Source organism: Deltaproteobacteria bacterium, from assembly GCA_016874775.1.
Lineage (GTDB): Bacteria > Desulfobacterota > Binatia > Bin18 > Bin18 > VGTJ01.
Map to the genome: position 1 here is coordinate 1 of VGTJ01000168.1, position 13,264 is coordinate 13,264.

Annotated in this window: 16 protein-coding genes; 7 read left to right on the forward strand and 9 right to left on the reverse strand. The window is 53.0% G+C overall.

The genetic code is table 11. The features are described from left to right. The first annotated feature begins 250 nt into the window (after nt 1–250). On the forward strand, nt 251–805 hold the full coding sequence (locus FJ147_22675; protein MBM4258691.1) for a DUF4416 family protein: 555 nt from the start codon (nt 251–253) through the stop codon (nt 803–805). Nucleotide 806: 1 nt separating this feature from the next. On the opposite strand, the gene FJ147_22680 is transcribed toward FJ147_22675, so the two are convergent. The 3 genes from FJ147_22680 to FJ147_22690 all read right to left on the reverse strand — a co-directional run bounded on the left by FJ147_22680 (nt 807) and on the right by FJ147_22690 (nt 2,729). Continuing rightward, nucleotides 807–1,223 carry an acyl-CoA thioesterase gene (locus FJ147_22680; protein MBM4258692.1) on the reverse strand — a complete coding sequence of 139 codons (417 nt, stop codon included), beginning with the start codon at nt 1,221–1,223 and terminating at the stop codon, nt 807–809. 91 nt (nt 1,224–1,314) lie between these two features. Next, the gene (locus tag FJ147_22685) at nt 1,315–2,094 is read right to left on the reverse strand and encodes an enoyl-CoA hydratase (GenBank protein MBM4258693.1); all 780 of its coding nucleotides are present in this window, start codon (nt 2,092–2,094) and stop codon (nt 1,315–1,317) included. Between the two features lie 134 nt (nt 2,095–2,228). Beyond that, nucleotides 2,229–2,729, reverse strand: coding sequence for a hypothetical protein (locus FJ147_22690; GenBank protein ID MBM4258694.1), 501 nt, complete (start codon nt 2,727–2,729; stop codon nt 2,229–2,231). A 140-nt stretch (nt 2,730–2,869) separates the two neighbouring features. Between FJ147_22690 and FJ147_22695 the strand changes: the two genes are divergently transcribed. Beyond that, nucleotides 2,870–3,598 carry an SDR family oxidoreductase gene (locus FJ147_22695; GenBank protein MBM4258695.1) on the forward strand — a complete coding sequence of 243 codons (729 nt, stop codon included), beginning with the start codon at nt 2,870–2,872 and terminating at the stop codon, nt 3,596–3,598. 205 nt (nt 3,599–3,803) lie between these two features. After that, nucleotides 3,804–4,535 carry an SDR family oxidoreductase gene (locus FJ147_22700; protein ID MBM4258696.1) on the forward strand — a complete coding sequence of 244 codons (732 nt, stop codon included), beginning with the start codon at nt 3,804–3,806 and terminating at the stop codon, nt 4,533–4,535. 34 nt (nt 4,536–4,569) lie between these two features. On the opposite strand, the gene FJ147_22705 is transcribed toward FJ147_22700, so the two are convergent. Continuing rightward, on the reverse strand, nt 4,570–5,628 hold the full coding sequence (locus tag FJ147_22705) for an LLM class flavin-dependent oxidoreductase (protein MBM4258697.1): 1,059 nt from the start codon (nt 5,626–5,628) through the stop codon (nt 4,570–4,572). Between FJ147_22705 and trmB the strand changes: the two genes are divergently transcribed. Next, entirely contained in the window at nt 5,594–6,310 is a 717-nt protein-coding gene (gene trmB, locus FJ147_22710) for a tRNA (guanosine(46)-N7)-methyltransferase TrmB (protein ID MBM4258698.1), read from the forward strand. The two genes, FJ147_22705 and trmB, sit on opposite strands and share 35 nt — an antisense overlap. Nucleotides 6,311–6,503: 193 nt before the next feature. On the opposite strand, the gene FJ147_22715 is transcribed toward trmB, so the two are convergent. The 5 genes from FJ147_22715 to FJ147_22735 all read right to left on the reverse strand — a co-directional run bounded on the left by FJ147_22715 (nt 6,504) and on the right by FJ147_22735 (nt 11,724). Then, nucleotides 6,504–8,336: a transketolase gene (locus tag FJ147_22715; protein ID MBM4258699.1), complete on the reverse strand. Its 1,833-nt coding sequence runs from the start codon at nt 8,334–8,336 to the stop codon at nt 6,504–6,506. A 171-nt stretch (nt 8,337–8,507) separates the two neighbouring features. Then, nucleotides 8,508–9,692 carry a molybdopterin-synthase adenylyltransferase MoeB gene (gene moeB, locus FJ147_22720; GenBank protein MBM4258700.1) on the reverse strand — a complete coding sequence of 395 codons (1,185 nt, stop codon included), beginning with the start codon at nt 9,690–9,692 and terminating at the stop codon, nt 8,508–8,510. A gap of 55 nt (nt 9,693–9,747) precedes the next feature. Then, nucleotides 9,748–10,335: a 4Fe-4S dicluster domain-containing protein gene (locus tag FJ147_22725; protein ID MBM4258701.1), complete on the reverse strand. Its 588-nt coding sequence runs from the start codon at nt 10,333–10,335 to the stop codon at nt 9,748–9,750. 74 nt (nt 10,336–10,409) lie between these two features. Further along, on the reverse strand, nt 10,410–11,060 hold the full coding sequence (locus tag FJ147_22730; protein MBM4258702.1) for a hypothetical protein: 651 nt from the start codon (nt 11,058–11,060) through the stop codon (nt 10,410–10,412). Between the two features lie 43 nt (nt 11,061–11,103). Beyond that, the gene (locus FJ147_22735) at nt 11,104–11,724 is read right to left on the reverse strand and encodes a glutathione S-transferase family protein (GenBank protein MBM4258703.1); all 621 of its coding nucleotides are present in this window, start codon (nt 11,722–11,724) and stop codon (nt 11,104–11,106) included. Between the two features lie 118 nt (nt 11,725–11,842). Between FJ147_22735 and folP the strand changes: the two genes are divergently transcribed. The 3 genes from folP (at nt 11,843) to FJ147_22750 (ending at nt 13,223) form a co-directional block, all read left to right on the forward strand. Further along, nucleotides 11,843–12,703, forward strand: coding sequence for a dihydropteroate synthase (gene folP / locus FJ147_22740; GenBank protein MBM4258704.1), 861 nt, complete (start codon nt 11,843–11,845; stop codon nt 12,701–12,703). 105 nt (nt 12,704–12,808) lie between these two features. Further along, the gene (locus FJ147_22745) at nt 12,809–12,985 is read left to right on the forward strand and encodes a DUF1449 family protein (GenBank protein ID MBM4258705.1); all 177 of its coding nucleotides are present in this window, start codon (nt 12,809–12,811) and stop codon (nt 12,983–12,985) included. Continuing rightward, complete coding sequence (locus tag FJ147_22750) at nt 12,978–13,223, forward strand: hypothetical protein (GenBank protein ID MBM4258706.1); 246 nt, start codon at nt 12,978–12,980, stop codon at nt 13,221–13,223. The genes FJ147_22745 and FJ147_22750 overlap by 8 nt, the downstream gene beginning before the upstream one ends. Nucleotides 13,224–13,264 lie beyond the last annotated feature (41 nt).

Consider the following 13,264-nt stretch of genomic DNA (forward strand, 5'->3'; position numbering starts at 1 on the left):
GGGCGGCGCGGGCACAGCGCAATCACTTAGCATGTTGTTATCATGCGTGGGTATCCTTGAAAGTGAAAGCTCAAGAACTGGGCCAGACCCTGTATGCCGTGCGGGAGAGTTTGTTTAGTCATTACCTTCGCGCTGAACTACAAAACCCTCATGTCACGGCTTGTTAAGGTCCAAAGCGTAAGTCCTGCTACATTCTTAATTCTTCATTTTTAATTTCCCTACAGCCTAAAGCCTACCGCCTTTTTGCCCTATGGGCCTTCCCACGCCAGCCAAGCCAGTCAAGTTGTTCGTCGCACTGCTGACGAACGATCCGGCTCTTTTCACAACTAGTGTGATAGCGCTGCAGTCGCACTATGGTCCAGTTGATCTTGCAAGCGAGACCTTCCCGTGGAATATGACCGAATATTATCGCAAAGAGATGGGAGAGAACTTACTGCGGAAGTTTGTCACGTTTGAGCGATTGATCGTTCCAGACGCTTTAGCGGGGATTAAATTAACGACTAACGAGCTTGAGATGTCGCTCTCGGGCGGTGAGCGTCCAACATCGCCTCGTCGGGTGAATCTCGATCCCGGTTATGTCGACAGAACCAAGCTAGTTCTTGCTTCTGCAAAGGACCAGGCTCATCGCATCTATCTTTCGCAAGGCATCTACGCCGAAGTCACCCTACTCTATTATCACGGCGAGTTTCATCCGTTCATCTACACCTATCCAGATTACCAATGGCCAGAGACGTACGCTTTTCTGCGCCGGGCGCAGCAGTGCTACCGACATCAGCTCCGTCTGCTGAAGCAGGAAAAGTCTTGACCTACCCCGCCAACATTGACCTGACCTCAGCCGGAAGGCGTTTCACTTTTCCAGTGTCATCGACACACGCATGCAGTGTTGATCCTTCAGCGATCAACACGTCGTCAGCCGAGCGGGTAATGCGATAGCCAAACCGCACACTCGCACCACCAACTTCCTCGATCGTTGTGGTGATCGACAGAAGATCGTCGAACCGTGCTGGCATCCAGTAGCGACAGAAAGCCTCGCGTACCGGAAAGTGCAAGCCTTCGGCTTCGAATTCTTGGTAGGGCTTACCGAGGGAACGTAATAATTCCACACGACCAACTTCGAACCACGGCAGAAACGCCGAGTGATGCGCCATACCGGCTTGGTCGGTTTCGGCGTAGCGGACGCGAATTAAGGCGGAGTTGGGTGCTGAGTGCTGGGTGTGAGGCATAAAAAACCTGGCTTCTCGCATCGGCTATCGACAGGAAAACCTGTTCGAGTCTTGCCCTTAAACCCAGCCCCCAGCCCCAAGCACCTAACACCTATTTGGCCTTCCAATTCGGCTTCCTTTTTTCAGCAAAAGCCTTTGGCCCTTCTTTCACATCTTCGGAGGTCATCATTTGCTTGATCGCTGGATAGGAACCAGCCAGTGCCTGTGCCAACGGCATTCCCAACCCCATCATCGCAGCTTGCTTGGTTGCGCGAACAGAGAGCGGTGCACACTCCAGGATCTCGTTTGCCCAACGATTCGCAGTGGCTATCAGATCTTTCAGAGGAACAACTTCGTTGACGATCCCCCAGCGATGCGCTTCCTGCGCGGTCATATGCCGACCTGTCAGCATGTACCCTAATGCAATCTTTTCCGGCATCTGTCGCGGCAGACGGTGTACGCCACCAGCTAATGCAGCGAGCCCAACCCGCGGCTCAGGTAAGCCTAACCGTGCATGATCAGCCGCAATAATGATGTCGCACGAGAGCGCCATCTCAAAGCCACCACCGAGCGCAAAACCATTCACCGCCGCAATTAAGGGTTTCCAAATATCGGTTCGATCGGTCAAACCACCAAACCCGCCTTTGGCCGGTGGTCCTGAAGGGAATCCTTGGCTGGCGGTATACTTGAGGTCGTTACCAGCAGAGAACGCTTTATCACCGGCACCAGTCAGAATAACCACCCACACATTCTCATCAGCAATGGCATCGTCCCAAATTGCCGACAATTCGGCCGTAGCAGGTGGGTGCACCGCATTCATCACCGCCGGGCGATTCAGGGTGATCGTCGCAATGCGATCTTTTTTCTCGTAGATGGCGTACTCGTAAGCCATACGTCCTCCTTTTCCTTGTCTCCTTGGAGTTACCGTACCACGCACGCGTGGAGCGGCGCGGCTTGGATACTAGCGGACGCACTGCGACAAATCAACGAAAAGGAGGATTCAAGATGAATGATCTGAAAAAGGCGTTAGTCGCCTGACGCTGAAAGTTTGCTATCCGCTAACGCTTTACGGATTTGCTCCGCCTCTTTCTCTATACTGTAGCGCACATCCGCTTCCAAAAGAGCACCCCAGGAAACGTCCTTAATCATGGCAAGAGCCGCCATCGCACGAGGGGAATCTTTTGACGGCGGAGGAATGCGGAGTGCAGCGCTGATGATTTGCGTTAGCCACGTCGCATTCGCAGCCTGAGGTTCATCTTGGTACACGACATATTCCGCCAGTGCCTCACAGGAAGTTTCTTCCGACATGAGTAGAAACGGAGTAATCTCCATCCACAACGCAAGTTCTCGCACAGGTTTTCCGCGGTGGACATAACTGTCGGCCAATGCCCCATGTAACCCTGCACGATGAGGTGGTGTCCCGGCAGGAAGAGATGAGTGCTCGCAATGCGTAGCATAGGACTTGCGGATAAATTCGCGCAGTCCTTCCCTCTGAAAACCACGCTGTCCCGTTTGAAAGAGACCCATCTGTCTGATCCTTCCCTCTGGAGCTAGTCAATTACGTTGAGAGGAAGACTGAAGGAGGCGGTATCTCCTCTCGTGACGCAAACTCTGTATCGGCACGAGGTGAGCGATTCTGAAGGACGTGCTATGTATGACCACAATTCATGGACATCGCACCACAAGAGCCAGTTGCACTTGTCACCGGAGCCAGTCGCGGCATTGGGCGCGCAGTGGCGCTGCGCTTGGCTCAGGCTGGCGCTCATCCCATATTAGCAGCGAGAACAGCAGCTGATCTGCAGAACGTTGCCGACCAGATCCGAGCATACGGACGCGAGGCGCTGATGGTACCCACTGATGTGACAGACGATAAGCAAATACAAGCGTTGGTGCAGACCGTCGAGGCACGCTTCGGTCACATCGATATTTTGGTGAATAACGCTGGTGGAGGAACACCGCGCACAACCGCCGTCAAAGCGCGGCTGAGCGATTGGGAGTGGACGCTACGGGTCAACCTATGGGCAACCATGCATCTCTCTCGCTTGGTTCTACCCTCAATGGTACAACGCCGCACTGGAACCATTGTCAACATTTGCTCCCTTGCTAGCTTAACCGGGAAAGCGGGGGAGGCTGCCTATGCAGCAGCGAAATTTGGTGTCCGCGGGTTCAGCCAATCCCTATTCGAGGAAGTGCGAGAATTCGACATCAAAGTCTGTACGATCTGCCCGGGCTATGTCGATACCGCATTGATTCCCCCCAATCGCCGTATCGACCGCAATAAGATGATTCGTCCAGAAGACGTTGCAGAAGCTGTGTATACAGTTGTGGCTGCTTCACCGCGGGTCTGCCCAACGGAAATCATTTTACAACCGCAGCATGATCCGATGAGGACGTGAAACGTAACCACTCCACCCCTCCTAAATCGATCCACGTGACATTGGGACATCAGCGACCAAACCCGCTCATGCTGAGCGTAGTCCGAAGGACGAGCGGGGAGGTGTCCCTCGGTGGGTGCCGAAGTGTACGAATCTTCGATGGTTCAATTCAGGTTCGCCTTTTTCGCTTTACGTTTTATGTTTTACGTTTTATGTTTTCTGCCCTATGACTCTCAGCAACAAAGTCGCTCTCGTCACCGGTGGCGCAAAACGCGTGGGTAAAGCGATCGTGCGTACGCTTGCCAAGCGAGGCTGCCGTGTGCTTGTTCACTACCATACCTCACAAGCCGAAGCGGAAGAGACTGTTCGTGAGTTACTTGCTGCCGGTCATGAGGCAGTCGCGTTGCAAGCTGACATCACGCAAGAGGCTGAGGTTGAGCGCCTGGTAGAGACAGCAGTCCAGCGTTTTGGCCGCATTGATGTATTGGTCAATAACGCCTCTATCTTCTACCGCACCCCAATCGCGACACTGACAGCGGACGACATTGAACGGGTCATAGACACAAACCTTACAGGGACCTTTATCTGCTCTCAGAAAGTCGGGTTACGCATGCTCGATTGGGGCTCCGGCCATATCATCAATATGGCCGATGTCGCTGGCTTACGTCCGTGGGTTGATTATCTCCCCTACTCTATTGCCAAAGCCTGCGTTCTCACTTTGACTCAAGGCTTAGCAATGGAATTCGCACCGAACGTGATGGTCAATGCGGTTGTCCCTGGGCCCGTGCTCTTTCAAGACGACACCCCCGAGGAGGTGCAGCAACGCGAGATCGATAAAACCCTGCTTAAGCGTATGGGCACCCCGGAGGAAGTCGCGGCGCTCGTCGCCTTCGTTGCTGAGTCTGACTATAGCACCGGTGCGGTGTTTCATATCGACGGAGGGCGCAGTTTAACGTGAAAGGCTCTTCGTGCGCACAGCGCACGCTACGAGGCTACGCCTCGCGTGTTCCCTTTCGACACTCTAACCGTGGCCAGACATGTTTCTCAAAATCAGCCAGGTCCTGGCGAAAATCAGGAAAGGCAAGCATCACTGCCGCGACATCGGTTTCAGCGGCCATGCGATCGAAATACTCGGCGATAGTCTTAAAGGACCCAACGAGCGTCGGCAGCCCCATAAACATTGCTTTTTTCTTCAAACTCATCGACATGCCTTCCGACTTGTCGAGTTCCGCCTGGCCAGTGATATTCACCAGTGCACCAACGTCTGCACCTTCCACGATATGGTCGAATCGTGCCTGTGCTTCAGCGTCACTTTCAGCTGCGATGATATTGTTGAGCGCAATCGTGCCAACCGTGCGTCCGCACTTGCCCGCTTCGCTCTTTACTTCGGCACTGATTTCTCGCAGTTTTGCGATGTCACCAATGACAAAGTTACGATCACCCATCTCAGCGGTAAAACGTAATCCGCGTCCAGACTGCCCGGCGCACACAATAGGAAGGTCCCGGGTTGGCAATGGCTTACACTGACAGTGATCTAACTGAAAGTATTTCCCCTTGAAATTAGAAACACCGTCGCGCCACAATTCCTTCAAAATCGTCACATACTCAGTCGCATAGTCATAGCGCGTCTCGTAGTGTTCATCTCCCGGCCACAATCCCATCTGTTGATATTCATCTTTGTACCAACCCGAAACGATATTGAGCCCAAAGCGGCCATGCGACATATGGTCGATGGTCACCGCCATACGCGCACAAATCGCCGGGTGCATGGTAAGGTTGGCAATCGAGGGATAGAGTTCGATCCGCTTGGTGATCGGTGCCAGTCCCGCCATTAGCGTGTACGAATCCTGCGCGTAATCCCAATACTCGGTCACCCCGCCAAAGCCGCGATGTTTCACCATCGACAGCGCAAATTCAAATCCCAATTCTTCGCATTTAAGCGTAACATCGCGATTGAGTTCCCATGTCGGCATAAACTGCGCGGTATTGCGTGACGCAATAAAGCCGTTCTTTGCTATGGGAAGAAAGATGCCAAACTCCAGGTATCGCATAGCCCTTTTTCCTTCACTAGAGATTCGCTACTTTGGTTCCCTATATCTCACTGCGAGCAGGCAGTATACAGAATCTCCAGCCTCCATGAATACACCTCCACTTTCCTCCGCACTGACAGTGCGATGGTCTGACATCTTTGGCAATGATCACCCAGTTGAAGTTGAAATTGGCCCTGGCAAGGGCTCCTTTCTCTGTGCCTATGCCGAGCATACGCCGGAGCGCAATTTTTTTGCCGTCGAAATCAACAAACGGCGTGCGTTGCGGTTAGCTGCACGGCTGCACCGCCAGGGGCCAACCAATGCGATGGTTATCCATGCCGATATGCGTTGCTTAATCCAAACGCCGGTCTGGCCTGGAGGTGTCTCAGTTTACCATCTGTACTTTCCTGACCCGTGGTGGAAACGACGCCATCATCAACGGCGCTTGTTTCATGCCGACTTTGCAACCGCACTCATGCAAACGTTACTACCCGGAGGGAGAATACTCCTCGCATCAGACGTCCAGGAATATTTTGTGAAGATCGTGCAGCAATTCAACAGTGTGCCGGAGTTGCGACAATTTCCCTGGGAACGAGATCATATCACCAAGAAAGGGAAACCAATTCTGACCGATTTCGAGCGCAAGTTTCGCAACCTCGGGCTACCGATCCATTATGCAGGGTTCGAGAAGAAGCGGTCGTAGAAACCTAACAAGCCCAAGCGAAACACAAGACATTGGCACCCTCCAAGTAACGTGTGCTGCGCGCACGATGCGTCTCCACGCCATGTTCTTCGTGCGCATGGGGCACGCTACGGGCTCGTGCTTCACAAGCGAAGGAGTCCAAATCTCTTGCGGACGGATTCAAATGCAACGACGTAGAATCCAGGAGTCCTGCCTACGCGACGAGTTGCTTCACCTTCTCCACAATCCGCCGCGCGCTGATGCCATAAGCATCGAGAAGTTCATCCGGTTTGCCAGATCGCGGGACGTCAGTCACTGCAAGTTTATGAACCTGCACCCCATGTGTTGCTACAGCGTTGAGCACCGCATCGCCTAGTCCGCCGTCGTAGTAGTGGTCCTCCACAACCAGCACGCGCTGTCGCGTTTGTGAAGCTGCTGAGACGATCCCTTTAGTGTCAATCGGTTTGACTGAATAGGCGTCGATGATGCGGACGTTGAGGCCCGCAGCCTTCAGCGTCTCGTATGCAGCCAGTGCTTCATGAAGCGTGACGCCAGCAGCGACAATAGTCAGCGCATCGTTACTACTCGAACGCAGGACCTTACTTCCCCCAACAGGGAATTCTTCATTGTTGGCATACAACACGGGTGTCGCAGGACGTGAAGTACGGATGTAGGTTGTCCCTTTGAGATTTGCCGCAGTAGCCACTAAGTACTCAGCCGATACCGCATCACTCGGATAAAGTACGGTTGAGTGTGGAATCGCACGCATCATGGCGATGTCTTCGAGTCCCATCTGCGACGGGCCATCTTCACCAATCGAGACTCCACAGTGCGACCCAGCGTATGTAATCGCAACCCCAGAGATTGCCGCCATGCGAATGTGATCAAAGGCACGCGTGAGAAACGCCGCAAATGTCGACACGAAAGGCATTCTTCCACAGGCAGCCAGGCCGACGGCTGCACCGACCATATTTTGCTCGGCAATGAAACTCTCAAAGTAACGGTCCTTGTGTGCGGCGAGAAACTTCTCAGCAAACGTCGAGTTCTTGGTATCACCATCAAGCGCAACAACATGAGGATTCACCGAGCCCAGTTTCGCCAGTGCTGTCCCGTACGCCGAGCGCGTCGCAACTTTCTCACCACGTTTGTACTCTGGTGTGGGGTACGATCCTGTTCCAGTGGCAGATCGAACCTGAGCCGCAGGTGGTAGCGCAATCTTCGCCGCAGCTCCATTGCCATTCAGTGGCAACTCGCTGAGCGCTTTGTCGAGTTCTTCACCTTTCTTCAACGGTTTGCCATGCCACCCGTCACGATCCTCAAGGAAGGAAACGCCCTTCCCTTTCAGCGTGCGAGCGACAATCATCGTCGGGCGGTCTTTCACGCTCTGAGCTTGGTCGAGAGCCGCAACAACTGCTGGCATATCATGACCATCTACGGTCACGGTATGCCAGCCAAAAGCGCTGAACCGGTTGTGATAGACAGAAGTATCGTGATTGTACATCGTACGTTGACTCTGGCCGAGTCCATTGACGTCGATAATGCCAACCAAATTATCGAGCTTATAATGTGCCGCTAAAGCAGCAGCTTCCCACACGCTCCCCTCAGCAATCTCACCATCGCCCAGCAGCACATAGACACGATAATCGCTCCTCTCCAAATATTTACCGTTGAGTGCGATTCCCACTCCGACCGAAAGCCCTTGCCCAAGCGAGCCAGTCGCAGCGTCGACCCACGGAATCCGTGGGGTTGGATGCCCTTCCAAATCACTTGTCAACAGGCGTAACGTTAATAACTGCTCGACCGGCCATACCCCCGCTTCCGCCAGTGCAGCATACAAAACTGGAGCAGCATGACCTTTCGAGAGCACAAAGCGGTCATTGTTGGGGTGATGCGGTTTCGCTGGGTCGAAACGCATCGTATGAAAAAAGAGTACCGAAACAATATCTGCCGCGGACAGGCAAGAGGTGGGATGCCCCGAACCAGCTTCTGCGGTCGCCCGCAGCGAATGAATCCGTAGTTTACGAGCGAGCGTTTGCAAATTCAGCACTTCTTGTGTTGCAGCCACGGCGCATACTCCTCACAGTAAAAACAAAGGGCACGGCGTACCGTGCCCTGATCGTTTAACTCCCCCTATCACCAACGCGCTTCGTGTTTCTCAGCAGGAACGAGAAAGAGAAGTTGAAGCAAGCTTGCTATCAGCGCGTCAGCAGGTCCCACCTTACGAATGCGCAGCACTTGGATTGCGCAAACCACAAAATTCTTCGTAATCAATCAACTGCGTAATTTTGGGATGATCACTGCACACAAGGCAATTGGGATCACGCCGCAGCTTGAGCACACGTACCTCTGAGCTAAGCGTATCGAAGTGCATCATTCGTCCAATCAGTGGTCTTCCGGCTCCGAGGATCAGCTTCATTGCCTCTAATGCCTGTACGCAACCAACCAGCCCTGGCAGCACCCCAAGCACGCCAGCCTCTGCACAGCTAGGTGCAGCTCCCGGCGGTGGCGGTTCGGGGAAGAGGCAACGATAGCAAGGGCCACGACCCGGCAAGAAAACCGTCGCTTGTCCTTCAAACTGGAAGATCGAACCATCGACCAATGGCTTCTTTGCCATGACGCATGCATCATTGATGAGATAGCGGGTAGGAAAATTATCACACCCGTTAATGACGATGTCGAAATCCTTGATGATGCGCATGACATTCTCAGACGACAAACGCTCATTGATCGGCACAATCTTCACGTCTGGGTTCAGCGCATTGAGGGTCTTCTGAGCAGACTCAACCTTCGGGGTTCCTACACGATCGTTGGTATGGAGAATCTGCCGTTGCAAGTTACTCATATCGACGACATCGTTATCGATGATACCGATTGTCCCGATGCCAGCCGCGGCAAGGTAAAAAGCGACAGGAGAGCCAAGTCCTCCAGCACCAACGCAGAGCACTTTCCCCTCCATGAGTTTGGCTTGTCCCTTTTCGCCCACCTCAGGTAACGTAAAGTGACGTGCATAGCGGGTAATTTGGTCTTGGGAGAACTGTCGATCAGCAACCCATTTGTAGCCTGCATTTTTCCAGGCCGTATAGCCACCAGACATCGACACAACGTTCTCGTAACCCATTTCTTTCAGCGTTCGTGCGGCAATGAGTGAGCGAACTCCACCTGCGCAATAAGCAATGATGGGCTTACTCTTGTCGGCAACTGTTTCCTCTACACGCATTTCAAGGAAACCACGCGGCAGCGAGACAGCTCCTTCGAGATGGCCTTCGCGATACTCTTCTCGTTCGCGTACATCAAGAAGAGCCCAATTCTCACCACGCTCGACACGATTCTTGACCTCGTCAATCGAGACTTCGGGAATCGACGTACGCGCTTCTTCCATCAGTTGCTTGTAAGTTTTGGCCATAGGTTTGCCGTCCTGCATTTTCTTAACTCTCTCTCAATTCAAGTCTCTTACCTGTCTATTGCAGAGATTTACGCTCGGCTTCTTTGTAACTCTCCAGCATTTCCACCATCACCGAATCTCGCCCTCCGGCGGCTAGCGTCTTTGAGCGTCCCATCAACACTTCTTTTGGCTCGATGAAGTCAGTCCGTGAGAATCCCCAAATACGCGGATGCACGAACGTATCCATGCGAATTGCGTCACACGGGCATGCTTCAACACACATCCCACAGTAGATACACCGTAATGTATCGATCTCGTAGCGGAGCGGGAACTTCTCCACTGTTGGATCAGGATGCTCACCAGCCTCGATATGGATACAATTGGCAGGGCAAGCTGTCGCGCACAGGAAACATGCAGTACAGCGCACCGAACCATCCTCTTTGAGCGTCAAACGATGGCTCCCCCGATACGTATCAGGGTACTGCTTACGCTCTTCCGGGTATTGGGTCGTATATTCCGCTTTTGTTTCTTGGGCAAAGCCAAAGAAATGGGCAATGTGAAGAGATAAGTTACGAAAAAAATGGGACAGAATCACCGTAAGTCCACGAACGATTTCCGGGACATACAGTCGTTCCCCAAGCGTCATTTCTTGTTTACGTCTCATGAGTCCTATCTATACGTCAGATGAAAGATTTTTCGTGTTCACTATATGGCCCCCAGGTGCTTTGTCAAGGATATTTAGTGCATTCTTGGCTTTCCTGGAGCGCCTCCAGCCTCTGGCCACTGCGCCTCGCTCAACTTAAAATCCAACATGTCGCACAGGCGATCTGCACGGGCCGGTAATGTTTCAGCTTCGAGCAACCCCTGTTTTTCAATCGGCAAAAAATCGAGATGGAAGGCAAAGAAATTGACCAGAAATTCGTCTTCAATCGATTGATCGGTTAAAAACTGCTGGACCTTTTCATTGTTCTGGAGGTAACGTTCAAGTAGGCGACGGAGGGTGCCACGCGTACCATCGGCCAGCGATTCGTGTCGTGGAGGACGCCATTCGACTTTCGCTTCCCGATAACTATTCGTGAGATTTTCTTCGACCACAGAAAACTCGCGCATCCCTTGGAGTAAGATATTGAAGCGTCCATCGGGCAACGGGTTAACCCGCACCATCTCTCCCACGCACCCAACAGGGAAGATGTCCGGCGTCCCTTCGTACTGATCCTGCCAATTGCCACGTAACAGTGTCATCCCGATTAGTGCTGGGGTACGCCCCTGGGCGTCTCGCACCATCCGGCGGTAACGCGGCTCAAAAATGTGGAGCGGCAACATCACCTGTGGAAACAGAATCACATTCGGGAGCGGGAAAATCGGAATGATCTCTGGCAAGTTCGCCATAGGCTCCTCGCTTTCTCCTCAAACAACCGCGAGATCGGCAACTTTACACTAAGCCCAGTTCCTGCTGCAGTTGTTTCACTGAGGGGCGACGCTTAATGCGTTCGCTCCAGGCCAATACGTTGATCAAACGTGCGGGAATCTCCACGCCAAGTTTCGGTAATTGCAAGAGGCGCGGGACAAACGCTAAATCCGCGAGGGAAAAAGCACCACTCATGTATTCTTTCCCTTCCAGGTGCCGCTCAAGAAATTCCAACACGCGAATCAAATCTGCACGGTAACGCTGGATACGGTCCTGATCCAGTTGCTCGGCAGGCTTCCGCAGTTCTGCCGCCAACAACCCGCCCTGCGCGGTAAACGAGTTATCCGCAAAATCCTCCAACATGCGGACCTTCGCCTTGGCACCAGACTCTTCTGGCATTAGCGGCGGATGCGGATATTCATCTTCGATATACTCGTTGATCAGCGTGGAATCATAGATAACCTCATCATCGTCAACGAGCACTGGGACTTTGCCGTAGGGGTTCAAGCGTAAGAATTCTGTGGTTTTTTGTTCATTCTTTAAAAGGTCGACAAAGATCTTTTCATAGGAAAGGTCTTTTTCCGCGAGAACCAGACGCACTTTCTGGCAATATGGGCTCTGCGGGAAGTCATAAAGATTAATCATGAATATTCTCCTCTGTCATAGCTCCGGTAGTGTAGAAGAAAAGCTGCAGACTGGCAACGCGAAAACACAAAAGGCACCTCATTCCCTTGCCAAAAAAATTTTGCCACACTTCCTCAGCATGAACAGAAATCTTTCCTCGTTACAGTCACAACTTGCTGGGCTCGACGTCGGCGATAGCAATCCCGTTCGCGTTATGGCCGTGCTCAACGTCAGTCCAGAATCGTTCTACCAGGGCTCTGTACAGGTCCATCGTGAACAGATCATCGCTCAGGCGCAGGCCATGGTGGATGCAGGAGCAAATATCATTGACGTTGGGGCGATGTCCACCGCTCCCTACCTAAAAACTGCGATTTCTGCAGAGGAAGAAAGTGAACGCTTGAGCCGCGCAATCGCCGCAATTGCTCCCTCTGTGTCGATTCCGATCTCAGCCGACACGAAACGTGCCGCCCCCGCTCGCGCAGCGCTCGCGGCCGGAGCAACGATCATCAATGACGTAGGTGGACTGAAATATGATCAGCACATGGCCGAATTCGTTGCCAACACGAGCGCAGGACTCATCATTATGGCAAGCGAACCTGCGCCACAACCAGGTTCACCAATGGTGAGAATCCGTGCAGCTCTGCAAGAAAGCCTCTCTATTGCCGACCACGCCGGCATTCCTCGCGAGCATATTGTACTCGACCCAGGGATCGGGTTTTTTCGTCAACCTGAAATTCTCTGGCATGAGTGGGATCGCGTTGTCCTCCAAGAGTTGGCGAGCTTACGAGAGCTGGGCTTTCCTTTGTTGGTGGGCGTTTCACGCAAGTCCTTTATTGGCAAAGTGCTCGATCAACCGAACGCTGCCGATCGCTTAATCGGCTCGCTCACCTGTGCCGCTATCGCTGTCTATAATGGCGCACATGTCATCAGAGCACACGATGTGAGGGAAACGGTCGAAGCGGTACGAATGGCGGAGTGGCTCCAAAAAACCAGGCCATAGGCTGCAAGCTACAGGGAGGAAAGCCCTTTTCCTTCGCAGCTAAAGTCTCAGCGCTGAAACACCGATCTTGATGCACAGACTGGTGGGAACGGTCTGTGGAGCCACATGAGCGACTTTCTTTTGCAGACGGAGATCCTCCCTTTTGCTATTGCCTTAGGATTGATGGTTGGGATCGGTATGCTCGAAGGGATTACCACCCTTCTTGGTGCAGGATTATCAAGTTTTCTTGAGTCCTTTCTCCCTGAAACTGACGCCGATATCGATGCAGACATCGATGGTTGATGGACTCAATACCCACAACGCCGCACCAAGAAACGGAACACCCCTCTCTGGTGTTGGCGGCGTCCCAAGCGGAAATCTTGCCGATCAGGTTGTCAACAGCGCGCTCCGCTATCGTGCGCAAGCGCCGTTAGGCGGTGGCAGGAAACAACTTACCGCAATAGTGATTGACCGGAGTGGAGAGCCTCTGCACAAGAGCAGGGATGAGAGACGAGACCATTGTGTGCTGGCTTCGGTCTAAGTATCGAAGTCTGGTCGAAGAGCTGGATGAACGCGGGCGAC